Source organism: Streptomyces sp. 351MFTsu5.1 (assembly GCF_000383655.1).
Classification (GTDB): Bacteria; Actinomycetota; Actinomycetes; order Streptomycetales; family Streptomycetaceae; genus Streptomyces; species Streptomyces griseorubiginosus.
In genome coordinates, this window is the sequence record NZ_KB911790.1 from 151,121 (window position 1) to 168,370 (window position 17,250).

The following is a 17,250-nucleotide window of genomic DNA, read 5'->3' on the forward strand; positions in this document are numbered from 1 at the left end:
GTACCCCGTCAGGGGTGCGGCCCTTTCGCGTGCGGGAACCCTTGACGGCAGATTGGTCTGTACCTACGGTCTCCGCTCAACGCCTCTGTTCATAAAGGCGCTTTCCGTTCACGTACGAGAACGAAAGGCCCCCCACGCATGCGCAGAACAGCTCTCCTCGTCACCGTCGCGGCCCTGGCCGCCGGAGCCCTCGCGGTGCCCGCCGACGCCGCTCCCACCACCTTCGTCCATCCCGGAGTCACCGTTTCCCGGAGCCAGCTGGACTTCGTCCGCGGCAAGGTCGAGGCCGGTGCCCAGCCCTGGAAGGGCGCCCTCGACCAGATGCTGGCGAGCAAGTACGCCGACCTGAACCGCACGCCCAGGCCGCGCGCGGTCGTCGAGTGCGGGTCGTACTCGAACCCCAACTACGGCTGCACCGACGAGCGCGAGGACGCGATCGCCGCGTACACCGACGCGCTCGCCTGGTACCTCACCCGGGACGACCGGTACGCCCGGAAGGCCATCCAGCTCATGGACGCCTGGTCGGGGGTGATCACGGACCACACCAACAGCAACGCGCCCCTCCAGACCGGCTGGGCCGGCTCGACGTGGCCCAGGGCCGCCGAGATCATCAAGTACACGTACACCGGGAGCTGGGCGAACTCAGGGCGCTTCGCGGCCATGCTCCGGAACGTCTATCTGCCGGAGATCATCAACGGCTCGAACTCCAACGGCAACTGGGAACTGTCGATGATGGAGGCGGCCGTCGGCATCTCCGTCTTCCTGGAGGACAAGGCGTCGTACGACAAGGCGATGGGGAAGTTCCGCACCCGCACCGCCGCCTACGTCTACCTGGAGTCCGACGGCGCGCTGCCGAAGACCGTGCCGAGCCAGAACCTCGACACCCGGGACAAGATCGTCAACTACTGGCAGGGGCAGTCCACCTTCGTCACCGGGCTCACCCAGGAGACCTGCCGGGACCTCACGCACACCGGGTACGGCATCTCCGCGATCTCGCACGTCGCCGAGACCAGTCGCATCCAGGGGCAGGATCTGTACGGCACCGACGTGGGCGAACGGTTGCGGCAGGCGCTGGGGTTCCAGTCCAAGTACGAGCTGGGGGCGGTCGTGCCGAGCTGGCTGTGCGGGGGATCGCTGAAGCCGGGGCTCGGGCCGGTCACCGAGGTCGGGTACAACGCCCTGCATAATCGACTTGGCATGGGCATGACTAACACGCAGGCCCTGACCGAGCGGAACCGTCCGGCGGGCAGCAACCATCTCTTCGTGGCGTGGGAGACGCTCACCCACGGGGACAACCCGAACTGAAGGCGTTGTAGGCCGGGCGCCGCGCGGTTGATACTGGCGCCCGGTCGCGCGGTTCGCGGTTTCACGGGGGAGGACGTATGACGCAGACGGTCACCGAGACCATGGTGCGGGTCGAGGACATCCACAGGTCGTTCGGTGAGGGGGCCGGCGCGGTGCACGCACTGCGCGGGGTGTCCTTCGAGGTGCCGCGCGGTGAGCTGGTGGCCCTCAAGGGGCGGTCGGGCTCCGGGAAGACCACGCTCCTCAACATCGTCGGCGGGCTCGACCGGCCCGACCGGGGGAGGGTGGAGATCGACGGGGTCGACCTCGCCGGGCTGGACGAGGACGGGCTGCTGGCGCTGCGCCGGGACCGCATCGGCTTCGTCTTCCAGTCCTTCGGGCTCATCCCGATCCTCACGGCGGCGGAGAACGTCGGCGTGCCGATGCGGCTGCGGCGGATGGACGCACGCGCGCGTGAGGAGCGTGTCGAGCTGCTGCTGTCCCTGGTGGGTCTCTCGGACCACGCGAAGCAGCGGCCCGGGGAACTCTCGGGCGGTCAGCAGCAGCGGGTCGCCATCGCCCGCGCCCTCGCCAACAACCCCTCCCTCCTGGTCGCCGACGAGCCGACCGGCCAGCTGGACGCGGAGACCGGTCACGCGGTGATGGAGCTGCTGCGGGCGGTCGTACGCAGTGAGAACGTGACGGCGCTGGTGGCCACGCACGACGCGACCCTCCTCGATCTGGCGGACCGGGTGCTGGAGGTGGGGGACGGGGAGATCGTGGCGGGCTGAGGGCGGTTTCGGGTCCGGCCGGTGCAGTGCCCGGCCGGGGGCCGTCCCAAGCTGATGTGAGTCCGGTTGTGGAAGCAGCACCGGTCGCCGGCGGGGCCGAACTGTGGGGCTCGACGTGGCGGAGCCGGGTGGGTGGGGGGCGGCGGGTCCGGGCGTTCGGCGTGGGTTCTCGGCTGCCGGCGGGTCCTGAGTCAGGCCGGCCGGCGCACCGTGCAAGCCGGGCTCCAGGGCGAGGGGGCCGAGCGCCCGGGTCGGGCTCGCGGTGCGGATCCCCCCGCGGTGTCACGGTGAGCCGCGCTCGTCCCGGCATCCCGTCACGCTCCGGCAGGACCGGTCCCGGCCCCCGCCGCCGCCCCCGCGTCAGAGTTGCGTCAAAGAGGCCCTCCGAGGTCGGCGCATGGCCGCTTTGCCGGGATCGGTGGACGTAGGGTCGGCGCTGCGCAGGCAGGGTCGACCGGAAGACAATGAGCTCATGGGACGCGGCAGGCTTCGGATCTACCTCGGTGCGGCACCGGGCGTCGGCAAGACGTACGCGATGCTCTCCGAGGCGCACCGCAGGGTCGAGCGGGGGACCGACTGCGTCGTGGGCTTCGTGGAGCACCACGGACGGCCCCGCACCGAGGTGATGCTGCACGGCCTCGAGGAGGTCCCGCGCCGCGAGCTCGGGTACCGGGACGCCGTGTTCACCGAGATGGACGTCGACGCCGTGCTGCGGCGGGCCCCCGCCGTCGCCCTGGTGGACGAACTCGCCCACACCAACATCCCGGGCTCCCGCAACGCCAAGCGCTGGCAGGACGTGGAGGAGCTGCTGGCGGCCGGGATCGACGTGGTCTCGACCGTGAACATCCAGCATCTGGAGTCGCTCGGTGACGTCGTCGAGTCGATCACCGGGGTGCGGCAGCGCGAGACCGTGCCCGACGAGGTCGTGCGGCGGGCGGACCAGATCGAGCTGGTCGACATGTCGCCGGAGGCACTGCGGCGGCGGATGGCGCACGGGAACATCTACCAGCCCGACAAGGTCGACGCGGCTCTCTCCAACTACTTCCGGCCCGGCAACCTCACCGCCCTGCGCGAACTCGCCCTGCTGTGGGTGGCCGACCGCGTCGACGAGTACCTCAAGCAGTACCGCAACGAGCACCGCGTCTCACGGATCTGGGGCTCGCGGGAGCGGATCGTGGTCGGGCTGACCGGCGGGCCGGAGGGGCGGACCCTGATCCGGCGGGCCGCCCGCCTCGCCGAGAAGGGCGCCGGTGGCGAGGTCATCGCCGTCTACATAGCGCGCAGCGACGGACTCACCTCCGCCTCGCCCAAGGAACTCGCCGTGCAGAGGACCCTGGTGGAAGACCTCGGCGGAACCTTTCACCATGTCGTCGGCGACGACATACCGGCCGCGCTGCTCGACTTCGCGCGCGGGGTCAACGCCACCCAGATCGTCCTCGGCTCCTCCCGCCGCAAGACCTGGCAGTACGTCTTCGGACCGGGCGTGGGCGCGACCGTCGCGAGGGAGTCCGGGCCCGACCTGGACGTGCACATCGTCACCCACGACGAGGTCGCCAAGGGGCGCGGACTGCCCGTCGCCCGGGGTGCCCGGCTCGGCCGGGCCCGCATCCTGTGGGGATGGCTCGTCGGCCTGGCGGCGCCGGTGCTGCTGACCGTCCTGCTCAGCGCCGTCGACCTCGGCCTCGCCAACGACATGCTGCTGTTCCTCGCGGTCGTGGTCGCGGCGGCCCTGCTCGGCGGCCTGTTCCCGGCGCTCGCCTCGGCCGCGGTCGGCTCGCTGCTCCTGAACTACTTCTACACACCGCCCCTGCACCGCTGGACCATCGCCGACCCGAAGAACATCGTCGCCATCGTGATCTTCGTGGGGGTCGGCATCTCGGTCGCCTCCGTCGTCGACCTGGCCGCCCGCAGGACCCACCAGGCCGCCCGGCTGCGCGCCGAGTCGGAGATCCTGTCGTTCCTCGCCGGGAACGTCCTGCGCGGGGAGACCGGCCTGGAGGAGCTCCTGGAGCGGGTCCGGGAGACCTTCGGCATGGAGTCGGCGGCCCTGCTGGAACGGGCCGGCGACACCGAGCCCTGGACCTGCGCGGGCCGCTCCGGGCTCGGACCGGCCGTGGACCGGCCGGAGGACGCCGATGTCGACGTACCGGTCGGGGACCACATGGCGCTGGCGCTCACCGGCCGGGTGCTGCCCGCCGAGGACCGCCGGGTGCTGGCCGCGTTCGCCGCCCAGGCCGCCGTCGTCCTGGACCGCAGCCGCCTCCAGGAGGAGGCCGACCGGGCCCGCGCCCTGGCCGAGGGCAACCGGATCCGCACGGCGCTCCTGGCGGCCGTGTCGCACGATCTGCGGACCCCGCTCGCCGGCATCAAGGCGGCCGTCTCCTCGCTCAGGTCCGACGACGTCGCCTGGTCCGAGGAGGACCAGGCGGAACTCCTGGAGGGCATCGAGCAGGGCGCCGACCGGCTCGACCACCTCGTGGGCAACCTGCTCGACATGTCCCGCCTCCAGACCGGCACGGTCACCCCGCTCATCCGGGAGATCGACGTGGACGAGGTGGTGCCGATGGCGCTCGGCGGGGTGCCCGACGGGAGCGTCGAGCTGGACGTCCCGGAGACCCTGCCGATGGTCGCCGTCGACCCGGGCCTCCTGGAGCGCTCGGTGGCCAACCTGGTCGAGAACGCCGTCAAGTACAGCCCGTCCGGGCGGCCCGTCAGGGTCTCCGCCAGCGCCATCGCCGACCGGGTCGAGGTGCGGGTCGTGGACCGCGGCCCCGGTGTCCCCGACGAGGCCAAGGAACGCATCTTCGAGCCCTTCCAGCGCTACGGCGACGCCCCGCGCGGTGCCGGGGTGGGGCTCGGGCTCGCGGTGGCCCGGGGGTTCGCGGAGGCGATGCACGGCACCCTCGACGCCGAGGACACGCCCGGTGGAGGCCTCACCATGGTGCTGACGCTCCGAGCCGCTCACGCGCGCGTGGAGCTCCCCGAAGAACCCTTCGCGGACGCAGGACCCGACCGCGCGCAAGCGGAACCCGGAAGCACGGAAGCGGAACCCGAGAGGCAGGCCACATGACGAGGGTGTTGGTCATCGACGACGAGCCGCAGATCGTGCGCGCCCTCGTGATCAACCTCAAGGCGCGCAAGTACGAGGTCGACGCGGCGCACGACGGAGCCACCGCGCTGCGGCTCGCCGCCGCCCGCCACCCGGACGTGGTCGTCCTGGACCTCGGCCTGCCCGACATGGACGGCGTCGAGGTGATCAGGGGGCTGCGCGGCTGGACCCGGGTGCCGATCCTCGTGCTGTCCGCCCGGCACTCCTCCGACGAGAAGGTCGAGGCGCTGGACGCGGGCGCCGACGACTACGTGACCAAGCCGTTCGGCATGGACGAGCTGCTGGCCCGCCTCCGGGCCGCCGTGCGCCGCGCCGAGCCCACCGGGGGCGGCGAGGACGACGTCCTGGTGGAGACCGACGAGTTCACGGTCGACCTGGCGGCCAAGAAGGTCCAGCGGCACGGCAGGGACGTACGGCTCACGCCCACCGAGTGGCACCTGCTGGAGGTGCTGGTCCGCAACACCGGCCGACTGGTCAGCCAGAAGCAGCTCCTCCAGGAGGTCTGGGGGCCGTCGTACGGCACGGAGAGCAACTACCTGCGGGTCTACATGGCCCAGCTGCGCCGGAAGCTGGAGGCGGATCCCTCGCACCCCAAGCACTTCGTCACGGAGCCGGGAATGGGGTACCGGTTCGAGAAGTGAGGGCCCGGGGACCAGGGGCCGGTTCGAACGCCAGTGCCGTGGGTACAACGCTGTCGGCGGGCCCCGGTACGCTTTTGAGCATGAGTGCTGTTCCGCGTTCCGAGAAGCCGGTGGGCCGGTTCCGGCGCATGCTCGACCGGCTGTCCTCGTCCCAGGAGGACCTGGAGTCCGAGGAGCTGCGCGAGGACACCGAGACCGCCGGCTGCACCCGGATCGGCGACTGCCACGACCGCCAGATCGTGACCGTTACTGGTACCTTGCGCACGGTCACCCTGCGACCGCGTGCGGGCGTCCCCGCCCTGGAGGCCGAGCTGTTCGACGGCTCCGCCGCCCTGGACGTGGTGTGGCTCGGCAGGCGCTCCATCGTGGGCATAGAGCCGGGCCGCAAGCTGATCGCGTCGGGCCGGATCTCGATGAGCCGGGGCCGCCGGGTGCTGTTCAATCCGAAATACGAACTCCGACCCGTGGGACGGGAGTAGCCGGTGACGTCTCTCGACAAGCCGACCGAAGACACTGAGACCGACGACGCGCGGGCGGTGACCGAGGCCGCCCTGTTCGAGGCGTTCGGCGGCGTCCGGGGCATGGTCGAGACGGTCCTGCCAGGGCTGCTCTTCGTCACGATCTTCACGATCAACAAGGACCTGCACCTGTCGGCGATCGCCGCGCTCGCGGTGTCCCTGCTGCTGGTCGTGGTCCGCCTGGTCATGCGCGACACCGTCAAGCACGCCTTCAGCGGGGTCTTCGGCGTCGCCTTCGGTGTCGTCTTCGCGATGATGACCGGCAACGCCAAGAACTTCTACCTGCCCGGCATGCTGTACACCCTGGGCCTGGGCCTGGCGTACGTCATCAGCACCCTCGCGGGTGTACCGCTGATGGGGCTCATCCTCGGCCCGGTCTTCAAGGAGAACCTCTCCTGGCGGACCCGCAACCCCGGCCGCAAGAAGGCGTACGCCAAGGCCAGTTACGCCTGGGGCGGCATCCTGCTCGCCAAGTGCGCGATCCTCTTCCCGCTGTACTGGTGGGCCGACACCGCCCAGCTCGGCTGGGTCCTGGTCGCCCTGAAGATCCCGCCCTTCCTGCTGGCTGTATGGCTGACCTGGGTCTTCCTCGCGAAGGCGCCCGCTCCGATCGACGTGTTCGCGGAGATGGAGGCCGAGGAGAAGGCCGAGGAGGAGCGCAAGGCCGCGCTGGCGGCGGAGCGTGCGGAGCAGGGTGAGACCGCGGGCGGGCGGCACCGGCGGGAAGCCTAGACCGCTCCACGACGACGGAGGGCGCCCTGCATCACGCAGGGCGCCCTCCGTCGTCGTAACCGCTAGGACGCTTCTTCCTTGCGGACCGACAGCAGGTCCTCCAGCTGCTCCTCGCGGGCCTGGGCCGCCACGAACAGGAGTTCGTCGCCCGCCTCCAGGGAGTCGTCCTGGGACGGGGTGAGGACGCGGGTGCCGCGGATGATGGTCACCAGGGAGGTGTCCTCGGGCCACTCCACGTCGCCGACCGTGGTGCCGGCCAGGGCCGACTCCTCCGGGAGGGTCAGCTCGACGAGGTTCGCGTCGCCGTGGCTGAAGCGGAGCAGGCGGACCAGGTCGCCGACGCTCACCGCCTCCTCGACCAGGGCGGACATCAGACGGGGCGTCGAGACGGCGACGTCCACGCCCCAGGACTCGTTGAACAGCCACTCGTTCTTCGGGTTGTTCACCCGGGCGACGACGCGCGGGACGCCGTACTCCGTCTTTGCGAGCAGGGAGACGACCAGGTTGACCTTGTCGTCGCCGGTCGCGGCGATCACGACGTTGCAGCGCTGGAGCGCGGCCTCGTCCAAGGACGTGATCTCGCAGGCGTCGGCCAGCAGCCACTCCGCCTGCGGGACGCGCTCGACCGAGATGGCGGTCGGCGCCTTGTCGACGAGAAGGACCTCGTGGCCGTTCTCCAGCAGCTCGCCCGCGATCGAGCGCCCGACCGCGCCGGCACCGGCAATGGCGACCCTCATCAGTGACCGCCCTCCTCTTCGGGGCCCTCGGCGAAGGACGCCTCGACCTTCTCGATGTCGTCCGTACGCATCATCACGTGCACCAGGTCACCCTCCTGGAGCACGGTCTGCGAGGTGGGCAGGATCGCCTCCCCGAGGCGGGTCAGGAACGCCACCCGGACGCCCGTCTCCTCCTGCAACCTGCTGATCTTGTGGCCGACCCAGGCGGACGAGGCGTGCACCTCCGCCAGCTGGACCCCGCCCGTGGGATCGCGCCACAGCGGCTCCGCGCCGGACGGCAGCAGCCGGCGCAGCATCTGGTCCGCCGTCCAGCGGACCGTGGCCACCGTCGGGATGCCCAGACGCTGGTAGACCTCGGCACGCCGGGGGTCGTAGATACGGGCCGCGACGTTCTCGATGCCGAACATCTCGCGGGCGACCCGCGCGGCGATGATGTTGGAGTTGTCGCCGCTGGAGACCGCTGCGAAGGCGCCGGCCTCCTCGATGCCCGCCTCGCGCAGGGTGTCCTGGTCGAAGCCGACTCCGGTCACACGACGGCCGCCGAAACCGGAGCCCAGTCGTCGGAAGGCGGTGGGGTCCTGGTCGATCACGGCGACCGTGTGCCCCTGTTGCTCCAGGGTCTGGGCGAGAGCGGAACCCACTCTCCCGCAGCCCATGATGACGATGTGCACGACCGTCCTTCCGGTGTCAATAACTACTGCTCAGCCACATCAGGGTCTCAGACAGAGGCCCAAGCTACACACGCGCGGTAGGACGAGGGCACCCCTGTGCACGGTTGCCCCCACTTCGCGTCGTCAACGGCGGCTGATGCTGCGGACGCTCGCGAGGGTCAGGATTCCGAGGCCGACGAGGGCGGCGGCGGCACCGATCAGCTCGGCGGTCGTGTACATGAGGCCTCCGGGGGCGAGGTCGGACGGGGTCTTGTCATATAGGCATGCGGATCCGGGTGCCCGCGGAATCCGCAGCCGGGGAGAGCCCGGTTTTCACCCGGAGAGCAGATGCGGGGTGCCGGGTGGTTGAGCGCACGTTCGAACGCTTACGCTTCTCTGTTGTGTCCAAACTGACCGACGTGCCCAAACGGATCCTGATCGGGCGCGCACTGCGCAGTGACCGGCTCGGGGAAACGCTCCTGCCGAAGCGCATCGCGCTTCCCGTGTTCGCCTCCGACCCGCTGTCCTCCGTGGCGTACGCGCCCGGCGAGGTGCTGCTGGTCCTGTCCATCGCGGGCGTGTCGGCGTACCACTTCAGCCCCTGGATCGCCGTCGCGGTCGTCGTGCTGATGTTCACCGTGGTCGCCTCCTACCGGCAGAACGTGCACGCCTACCCGAGCGGCGGCGGCGACTACGAGGTGGCCACCACCAACCTCGGGCCCAAGGCGGGCCTCACCGTCGCCAGCGCCCTGCTCGTCGACTACGTCCTCACCGTCGCCGTCTCCATCGCCTCCGGCATCGAGAACCTCGGCTCCGCGATCCCGTTCGTGGTCGAGCACAAGGTGCTCTGCGCGATCGCCGTGATCGTGCTGCTGACGCTGATGAACCTGCGCGGGGTCAAGGAGTCCGGCTCGCTCTTCGCGATCCCGACCTATGTCTTCGTCGCGGGCGTCTTCATCATGATCGCGTGGGGCGCGTTCCGCGGACTGGTGCTCGGTGACACCATGCGGGCGCCGACGGCGGACTATCACATCAAGGCCGAACATCAGGGCCTGGCGGGCTTCGCGCTGGTCTTCCTGCTGCTGCGCGCCTTCTCGTCCGGCTGCGCCGCGCTCACCGGTGTCGAGGCGATCTCCAACGGTGTGCCGGCCTTCCGCAAGCCCAAGTCCAAGAACGCGGCGACCACGCTCGCGGCGATGGGCCTGCTCGCCGTCACCATGTTCTGCGGGATCATCGCGCTGGCCATGGAGACCAACGTCCGCATGGCCGAGAACCCGGCCACCGACCTGATCCACAACGGCGTCGCGCTCGGCTCCGGCTACGTCCAGAACCCGGTGATCTCCCAGGTCGCCGAGGCCGTCTTCGGCAAGGGCAGCTTCCTGTTCATCGTGCTGGCCGCGGCCACCGCGCTGGTGCTGTTCCTGGCCGCCAACACGGCCTACAACGGCTTCCCGCTGCTCGGCTCGATCCTCGCGCAGGACCGCTACCTCCCGCGTCAGCTGCACACCCGCGGCGACCGTCTCGCCTTCTCCAACGGCATCGTGCTGCTGGCGGGCGCGGCCGCGATGCTGGTGTGGATCTACGGCGCCGACTCGACGCGCCTGATCCAGCTGTACATCGTCGGTGTGTTCGTGTCCTTCACGCTCAGCCAGACCGGCATGGTCCGGCACTGGAACCGCCACCTGGCGACCGAGAAGGACCCCGCCAAGCGCACCCACATGATCCGCTCCCGCGCGATCAACGCCTTCGGCGCCTTCTTCACCGGGCTCGTCCTGGTCGTCGTCCTGGTCACCAAGTTCACCCACGGCGCCTGGGTGGCCCTGCTCGGCATGTGCATCTTCTACGCGACGATGACCGCGATCCGTAAGCACTACGACCGCGTCGCCGAGGAACTCGCCGCGCCCGAGGGCCCGAGCGACGACAGCCTGCGGCCGTCCCGGGTCCACTCCGTCGTGCTGATCTCCAAGATCCACCGCCCGGCGCTGCGCGCCCTCGCCTACGCCAAGCTGATGCGCTCGGACTCGCTGGAAGCCCTCAGCGTCAACGTGGACCCGGCCGAGACCAAGGCCCTGCGCGCCGAGTGGGAGCGGCGCGGGATCGACGTACCCCTGAAGGTGCTCGACTCGCCGTACCGCGAGATCACCCGGCCGATCATCGAGTACGTGAAGGGGCTGCGGAAGGAGTCGCCGCGGGACGCGGTGGCCGTGATCATCCCCGAGTACGTGGTCGGACACTGGTACGAGCATCTGCTGCACAACCAGAGCGCCCTCAGGCTGAAGGGGCGCCTGCTGTTCACGCCGGGGGTCATGGTGACCTCGGTGCCGTACCAGCTCCAGTCCTCCGAGGCGGCGAAGCTGCGGGCCCGCAGGCGGCAGGAGTGGAACGCGCCGGGTTCGGTGCGGCGCGGTCCGGCCGCCGTGGACCGGGCGAAGGAGCCGTCGGAGCCGAAGTAGACTGGACGGCTGTTGTCCCCACGCGGGTCGCCCACTTTCGCGGACGCGTGTCCCTCACCTTTTTGGAGTCACCCCGCCATGCAGGCAGAACCGAAGAAATCGCTGGTGGGGACGGAGTTCGAGGTCGAGGTCGGCCCGGTCGCCCACGGCGGGCACTGCATTGCCCGGACAACCGACGGCCAGGTGCTGTTCGTGCGGCACACCCTGCCCGGTGAGCGGGTGGTGGCCCGGGTGACCGAGGGCGAGGAGGGCGCGCGGTTCCTGCGTGCCGACGCCGTCACCGTGCTGGAGGCGTCCAAGGACCGCATCGAGGCGCCCTGTCCCTACGCCGGTCCCGGCCGCTGCGGCGGCTGCGACTGGCAGCACGCCAAGCCGGGGGCGCAGCGGCGCCTCAAGGGCGAGGTGGTGGCCGAGCAGCTGCAGCGGCTCGCGGGACTCACCCCCGAGGAGGCCGGCTGGGACGGCACCGTGATGCCGGCCGAGGGCGACAAGCTGCCGGCGGGCGAGGTTCCGGCGTGGCGCACGCGCGTGCAGTACGCGGTGGACGCCGACGGCAACGCGGGCCTGCGCCGCCACCGTTCGCACGAGGTCGAGCCGATCGAGCACTGCATGATCGCCGCGCCGGGCGTGAGCGAGCTGGGCATCGAGGAGCGCGACTGGTCGGGCATGGCGTCGGTGGAGGCGATCGCGGCGACGGGTTCGCAGGACCGCATGGTCATCCTGGAGCCCCGGCCGGGCGCCCGGCTGCCCCTGGTCGAACTGGACAAGCCGGTCTCCGTCATGCGGGTCGAGGAGAAGGACGGCGGTATCCACCGCGTCCACGGCCGCGCGTTCGTGCGCGAGCGCGCCGACGGCCGCACCCACCGGGTGGGCAGCGGCGGCTTCTGGCAGGTCCACCCGCAGGCCGCCGACACCCTGGTGAAGGCCGTCATGCAGGGTCTGCTGCCGCGCAAGGGCGAGATGGCGCTCGACCTCTACTGCGGTGTCGGCCTGTTCGCGGGCGCGCTCGCCGACCGGCTCGGCGACCAGGGCGCGGTGCTCGGCATCGAGTCGGGCAAGCGCGCGGTCGAGGACGCCCGCCACAACCTCGCCGACTTCGACCGGGTCCGCGTCGAGCAGGGCAAGGTCGAGAGCGTCCTGCCGCGGACGGGCATCACCGAGGTCGACCTGATCGTCCTGGACCCGCCGCGGGCGGGCGCCGGCCGCAAGACGGTGCAGCACCTGTCGTCCCTGGGGGCGCGGCGCATCGCGTACGTCGCCTGCGATCCGGCGGCGTTGGCCCGGGATCTGGGGTACTTCCGGGACGGGGGGTACCGGGTGCGGACGCTTCGGGTGTTCGATCTGTTTCCGATGACTCATCATGTGGAGTGCGTCGCCATCCTCGAACCCGCCGTCAAGGGCTCCTGACCTGCGGTTTTACCTGTGCGCATAATGTGCGGTGTGGGCGTTACGGGCGATATCTTGACGCCGAAATGACGCTCGTGACGCTCATTTGACGCTCGTTCTGATGGGGTGTCAGGCGGACGCTGGACAGGTCAGGCGGCGTTAAAACTGCGAGCTACGATGCAATGCCGAGTGGAGTCGCCGGGACCTGAGATCAGGTGTCCCAGAAGAGACCAGCGAACGCGCTGAGCTACCGCGGTAGGCAATTTTTAGCCGCTGACCAATACTGATGGCCTTTCGGCTGTTCCATGCTCGTGCTTGTTGATACAGCCGGAAGTCCCAGACCAGTCCCACTGTGCAACAACCGGCAGCAGGCGTGTCACGCGCCTCCCAGCCGAGTACAGCTAAGCCAGCGAGACCGCCCTGCCCGTACCGGTGAGCGTTCTGGGCGTCGTGGGCTTGTTCTGCGCATCGCCATCGGGGACGCCCGGCAGCTGCCGGCGTCCACCGAGGCACGGCAGTTGTACGACACGGTCGACGCGCACTTGGCCGGGGGCAGCGGCGAAAAGTCTATGGCCGGTGAGGCCGACCGCCAGCACAGCCCTCCCGCGCTCCGGCGGAGTAGGGCGGAGGTGGCCGAGTTCAGGCAGGGAGAGGTCTGCGTGGTCGCTGCTCGTTGAGAATTCGATTGGACACCTCGGGCAAGCTGGGCGAGGTGCTGGAGCGGGCGGCTGGGAAGCATGCCCGTGCAGTCGTGGACGCTTCAGATGGTCTCTGATGCGGCGATCGGACACCGAGGCGCGAGCACCCGGACCCCCGAGTCGCATGTTCGCGTCGTCGACTAGGGCCTGTTGCGAAAGTGGATCTTGTTGGTTGATGATCACGTGCTGTGGGACGTGGGGATCTGACGAACGGCCAGTGGGCCCGGGTTGAGCCGCTGCTGCCGCGGGGTATCAAGCCGGGTCGGCCGCAGGTGTGGACACGGCGGCAGCTGATAGACGGCATACGGTGGCGGACCCGCACCGGTGCTCCCTTGCGGGACGTGCCCGAGCGCTATGGACCGTGGGACCGGGTATATGACCTCTTCCGACGCTGGCAGCGGGACGGAACCTGGGCCGGCATCTTGACCCGGCTCCAGGCCGAGGCCGATGCCAAGGGCCTGATCACCTGGGATGTGAGCGTGGATTCCACCGTCTGCCGGGCCCATCAGCACGCGGCCGGAGCGGTGAAAAGGGGGATCTCCAGAAGGAGCCGCCCGGCGGGGTCTTCATCGAGCCTGCGGACCACGGACTCGGACGCTCGCGCGGCGGGCTGACGAGCAAGATTCACCTCGCGGTCGAGCAGGGGCAGAAGCCCCTGGCGGTGTTGATCACGGCCGGGCAGCGCGGTGATTCGCCGCAGTTCGAGGCTGTCCTGGAAGCGATCCGGGTGCCCCGGCTCGGCCTCGGCAGGCCGCGCAAGCGACCGGACCGTGTTAGAGCCGATAGGCGTACGACTCCCGCAGCAACCGTTCCTACCTGCGCAGGCGCGGGATCAGGGTAACGATCCCCATCCCGGCAGACAGGGTCCGCAATCGGGAACAACGCGGCTCACGCGGCGGTCGGCCTCCGAAGTTCGACAAGGACGACTGCAAGCAGCGGCACGCGGTCGAGTGCGGGATCAACCGCCTCAAGCGCCACCGCGCCGTCGCCACGAGGTACGACAAGCTCTCCGTCCGCTACGAGGCGAAAGTGCTGATCGCAGCCATCAACGAATGGCTGTGACCAGCACTTTCACAACAGGGGCGGGCCGCAACCTTCGGGTCCGGCCCGGCTCAGCCGCCGCGGATCTCGATGAGTTCGAGAAGGTTGCCCTCCGGGTCGTGGACGTAGGCGAAGCGCATGCCGGCGGAGGCACCCTGCCCGGGTTCGGACACCGCTCCGGCCTCCAAGGTGTCGGTCAGACGGGCGAACACCGCGTCAAGGTCCACAACTTGCAGGGCGAGGTGGCCGTAGGTTCGCTCGCCCGCGGCGGACAGGGGATCGGGGCGGGACACCTGCTGGGAGCCCTCGCGCTCGATCAGCTCGATACGTAGGCCGTGCCCGTCCGACAGGACGGCGGTGCGCACGCCCGCCTCGGGCAGGTCGACGCGCTCCTCGACCTGGTCGAGGCCGAGTGCGGCGCCGTACCAGCGCTCCAGGGCGTCGAGGTCGGCCACGGACAGGCTGACGTGATGAAAGCGGGCTGTAGGGGTCGGCAAGGCGAGCACCTTCGAGGTTAATGCCGTTTACCTGGTGAATGCTGTTAACCTTACGGGTGTGACCCACCCTGTCAAGCGGCGCACCGGCCAGCACCATGGCGACCTGCGGCGGGCCCTGGAGGAGGCGGCGCTCGCGCTGGTCGCCGAGCGCGGGCCCCACGGCTTCACGCTGGCCGAGGCCAGCCGCCGAGCCGGGGTCAGTGTCGCCGCGCCGTACAAGCACTTCGCCGACCGCGACGCCCTGCTCGCTGTCCTGGCCGAACGCGGCTACCGCGAGCAGCGCGAGCGCTTCACCCTGGCCATGGCCGGCTCCGCGGACCCGGTCGAGCAGTTGGCGGCGTTCGCCGCGGCCTACGTCCGCTTTGCGGCGGACGACCGAGCCCTGTTCGACGTCACTTTCTCCGCCGGCCTGGACAAGACCGAGCACCCGGGCCTCGCCGCCGCCGGCGAGGAGTTGCTCGGCACCCTCCTGCCCGCCGCGACCCGTCTCACGCCGGACGATGAGACCGCCTACGACCTGCTGCTGCGCGTCGCCTCCGCAGCCCACGGCATTGCCGTCTTCCTGCGGCAGGGGCTGTTCGGCGTCTCCGGTCAGGCGTTGGACGCCACCGCGGACAGGGCGGCCCGAACCGCCCGGGACATCGCCGCCGGGGCCGCCCCTGTGGGGCGGTAGTCCGGAGAAAGGCCATCACGGTGTCGAGTGCGGCTTCGAGGTGGGCGATCCGGCCGGTGGGCATCAGGATCACCGCCCCGCCCTGGATGGCGGCCACGATCGTGGCCGCGGTGCGGTCCGCGTCCAGGGACGCGCCAATCGAAAAACTCGCCGTCCGCTACGAAGCGACAGTGCTGATCGCAGCCATCAACGAATGGCTGTGACCAGCATTTTCACAACAGGCCCTAGGCCGCCATCCGCGAGAGTTCGCTGCCGAAGGCGGGGCGGACCGATGAGGGCACCGAAAGCGCCGCAGCCGCGCCCAAACTCTTGGTTCGATCAACGACCCTTCCGAACGCGGGAATACAAGCCGCTCACGGGCGCCGGACTTGTCCAATGTACAGGCGACCGCCGTCATCAGGAGTCGCGGACGACTCCTGGAGCACCGGCGTTCTCAGCGAAGCGTGCACAGGCGGCAGCGTGCTGCATTACCGTGGAGATGTGGGGACTTCGGGGGATGAAAGCGACAGGCTTGGTGGCGTCATGCCGTTCGGCGGGACGTTACCGGTGTTCGATGACCGGACCAGGGACGCCTGCGTCGTGGTGCCGGGCATCATGGGTAGTCTCCTGGAGGAGAGCAGCACCAGCCGCCCGTTATGGGGCGTAGACCTGGCGATGCTGCAAGACTCGCTTACCGGAAACGGCCTGTTCAGCGCACTGCACGCCAATGCACTGGAGCAGGCAGCCGACGCTGACACTGCCCGGAGTAGGCCGCTGACCCGGATCCGGGCCACGTTGCTGCTGGCCCGACCGTGGTGGCTGCCCGTCTTCGAGGGGCTCGATCCCTACACGGATCTCTGCCAGGCGCTGCGGACCGTCACTCTGGCTCCCGATGCGGTGGCCGCCTTCCCCTACGACTGGCGGCTGGCCGTCTCGTACAACGGGGCTGTGCTGGCCCGAGAGGCCCGCGCCCACCTCACCCGGTGGCGCGAGCAGGTCGCTGCCCGGCCCGAGTGGCGTGCTGCAGGGGAGCGGCAGCCCCGGCTGCTGTTCGCCGCCCACTCGATGGGTGGGCTCGTGGTGCGGGCCGCGCTGGAGCAGGACCCGGAACTCGCGGCCGATACCCGGGCCGTGATCTCCGTTGGCACGCCGTTCCTAGGCTCGGTGAAGGCCATCCTCGCACTTAATCTCCAGCAAGCCGAAGCCAAGCCGACCTGGTTGAACCAGAGTGTCCAGAAGATGGCGGCAACACTACCCGGCGTACACGACCTGCTGCCTGGCTACCGCTGCATAGACCGGGGCCTGACAGTCGAGCGGCTCACCGAGGCAGAGGTCGCCCGGTTCGGTGGCGACCCCCATCTCGCAGCACGGTCGCTCAGCGAACACGCACGCCCGAGAGAACAGACTCGTGCTGCCGGGCCACCGATCGATCGTTGGCGAGGCACAGGCGACCGTGCAGAGCATTGAAGAGCAGAGACGCACGGGCAGAGCGGTCGTAGTGGGCCGTCATCATGCCTTCGACGTCGGCGACGACGGCAACCTGGTCCGGGACCCGCGCACCGGGATTCCCTCTCGTCGCAACACGTACGGCGACGGCACTGTTCATGGGCCGTCCGCTCAGGCTGGCACCGGGGCGATCACCTACGTGTTCGGCCAGCACGGCACGTTGATGCGTCACGACGAAGTCTTGCGGCAGGTGCGTCGTATCGCTTTGGAACGCCCGCAGGGCATCCATCTCGGTGCCGAGTCCAGCAACGAAGGGCCCGGCCTCGAAACCCCGAGCCTCGGTGGGGCCTTCGGCTGTCCACTCACCTTTCGGGTCACCGGCCTCGAAAGCCCTGCAGGCGTGACCCTGACTGTCCGCAGCGTCACCACAGGACGTGTTGTTGGCCACCCGCTCACCCTCCGGCGCGACCCGGACCGCCCCGACGGAGCCTTGGCCGCCCGATTCACCCCTGATGCGCCCGACCTGTACCGCGTGGTCCTGGCCACGGGAAGCCACGTGCCCATCGCCCAACTAGTCCTTGTCAGTGCTCCACCTGACGCCTGATCAGCGACCCG

At 70.0% G+C, this 17,250-nt stretch carries 15 protein-coding genes and 1 pseudogene; 13 read left to right on the forward strand and 3 right to left on the reverse strand.

From position 1 onward, the window contains the following. Positions 1-138: 138 nt before the first annotated feature. From H295_RS0130880 to H295_RS0130905, 6 genes are all read left to right on the forward strand, one after another. Positions 139-1,305 carry an alginate lyase family protein gene (locus H295_RS0130880; RefSeq protein ID WP_020139208.1) on the forward strand — a complete coding sequence of 389 codons (1,167 nt, stop codon included), beginning with the start codon at positions 139-141 and terminating at the stop codon, positions 1,303-1,305. Positions 1,306-1,382: 77 nt separating this feature from the next. Continuing rightward, the gene (locus H295_RS0130885) at positions 1,383-2,075 is read left to right on the forward strand and encodes an ABC transporter ATP-binding protein (protein WP_020139209.1); all 693 of its coding nucleotides are present in this window, start codon (positions 1,383-1,385) and stop codon (positions 2,073-2,075) included. A 472-nt stretch (positions 2,076-2,547) separates the two neighbouring features. Further along, the gene (locus tag H295_RS0130890; protein WP_020139210.1) at positions 2,548-5,145 is read left to right on the forward strand and encodes a sensor histidine kinase; all 2,598 of its coding nucleotides are present in this window, start codon (positions 2,548-2,550) and stop codon (positions 5,143-5,145) included. Continuing rightward, entirely contained in the window at positions 5,142-5,825 is a 684-nt protein-coding gene (locus H295_RS0130895; protein WP_020139211.1) for a response regulator, read from the forward strand. The genes H295_RS0130890 and H295_RS0130895 overlap by 4 nt, the downstream gene beginning before the upstream one ends. Positions 5,826-5,905: 80 nt before the next feature. Then, positions 5,906-6,304 (forward strand): OB-fold nucleic acid binding domain-containing protein, encoded by a 399-nt coding sequence (locus H295_RS0130900; protein WP_037710883.1) that lies wholly within the window; start codon positions 5,906-5,908, stop codon positions 6,302-6,304. 3 nt (positions 6,305-6,307) lie between these two features. Next, entirely contained in the window at positions 6,308-7,075 is a 768-nt protein-coding gene (locus H295_RS0130905) for a DUF3159 domain-containing protein (RefSeq protein ID WP_020139213.1), read from the forward strand. Between the two features lie 62 nt (positions 7,076-7,137). Here the strand turns inward: H295_RS0130905 and H295_RS0130910 are convergent, their stop codons facing one another. Together H295_RS0130910 and H295_RS0130915 are read right to left on the reverse strand one after the other, a co-directional pair. Beyond that, positions 7,138-7,812, reverse strand: a complete 675-nt coding sequence (locus H295_RS0130910) for a potassium channel family protein (protein ID WP_020139214.1) — start codon at positions 7,810-7,812, stop codon at positions 7,138-7,140. Further along, positions 7,812-8,483 carry a potassium channel family protein gene (locus H295_RS0130915; RefSeq protein ID WP_020139215.1) on the reverse strand — a complete coding sequence of 224 codons (672 nt, stop codon included), beginning with the start codon at positions 8,481-8,483 and terminating at the stop codon, positions 7,812-7,814. The genes H295_RS0130910 and H295_RS0130915 overlap by 1 nt, the downstream gene beginning before the upstream one ends. Before the next feature lie 380 nt (positions 8,484-8,863). Here H295_RS0130915 and H295_RS0130925 point away from each other — a divergent pair, with 380 nt between their 5' ends. The 3 genes and pseudogenes from H295_RS0130925 (at position 8,864) to H295_RS45835 (ending at position 14,061) form a co-directional block, all read left to right on the forward strand. Continuing rightward, complete coding sequence (locus H295_RS0130925; RefSeq protein ID WP_020139217.1) at positions 8,864-10,915, forward strand: APC family permease; 2,052 nt, start codon at positions 8,864-8,866, stop codon at positions 10,913-10,915. 78 nt (positions 10,916-10,993) lie between these two features. Beyond that, complete coding sequence (locus H295_RS0130930; RefSeq protein ID WP_020139218.1) at positions 10,994-12,322, forward strand: class I SAM-dependent RNA methyltransferase; 1,329 nt, start codon at positions 10,994-10,996, stop codon at positions 12,320-12,322. A gap of 865 nt (positions 12,323-13,187) precedes the next feature. Next, a pseudogene (locus tag H295_RS45835) lies at positions 13,188-14,061 on the forward strand (IS5 family transposase). Between the two features lie 50 nt (positions 14,062-14,111). Here H295_RS45835 and H295_RS0130945 read toward each other — a convergent pair. After that, positions 14,112-14,537: a VOC family protein gene (locus H295_RS0130945; protein ID WP_028809907.1), complete on the reverse strand. Its 426-nt coding sequence runs from the start codon at positions 14,535-14,537 to the stop codon at positions 14,112-14,114. Between the two features lie 58 nt (positions 14,538-14,595). Between H295_RS0130945 and H295_RS0130950 the strand changes: the two genes are divergently transcribed. The 4 genes from H295_RS0130950 to H295_RS44815 all read left to right on the forward strand — a co-directional run bounded on the left by H295_RS0130950 (position 14,596) and on the right by H295_RS44815 (position 17,239). Beyond that, positions 14,596-15,210, forward strand: coding sequence for a TetR/AcrR family transcriptional regulator (locus H295_RS0130950; protein ID WP_020139221.1), 615 nt, complete (start codon positions 14,596-14,598; stop codon positions 15,208-15,210). 56 nt (positions 15,211-15,266) lie between these two features. After that, complete coding sequence (locus tag H295_RS47280) at positions 15,267-15,413, forward strand: hypothetical protein (protein WP_020139222.1); 147 nt, start codon at positions 15,267-15,269, stop codon at positions 15,411-15,413. 256 nt (positions 15,414-15,669) lie between these two features. Further along, the gene (locus tag H295_RS43715; RefSeq protein ID WP_158691078.1) at positions 15,670-16,656 is read left to right on the forward strand and encodes a lipase/acyltransferase domain-containing protein; all 987 of its coding nucleotides are present in this window, start codon (positions 15,670-15,672) and stop codon (positions 16,654-16,656) included. Then, positions 16,643-17,239, forward strand: coding sequence for a hypothetical protein (locus tag H295_RS44815; RefSeq protein ID WP_158691079.1), 597 nt, complete (start codon positions 16,643-16,645; stop codon positions 17,237-17,239). Before H295_RS43715 ends, H295_RS44815 begins: the two co-directional genes overlap by 14 nt. Positions 17,240-17,250: the final 11 nt, after the last annotated feature.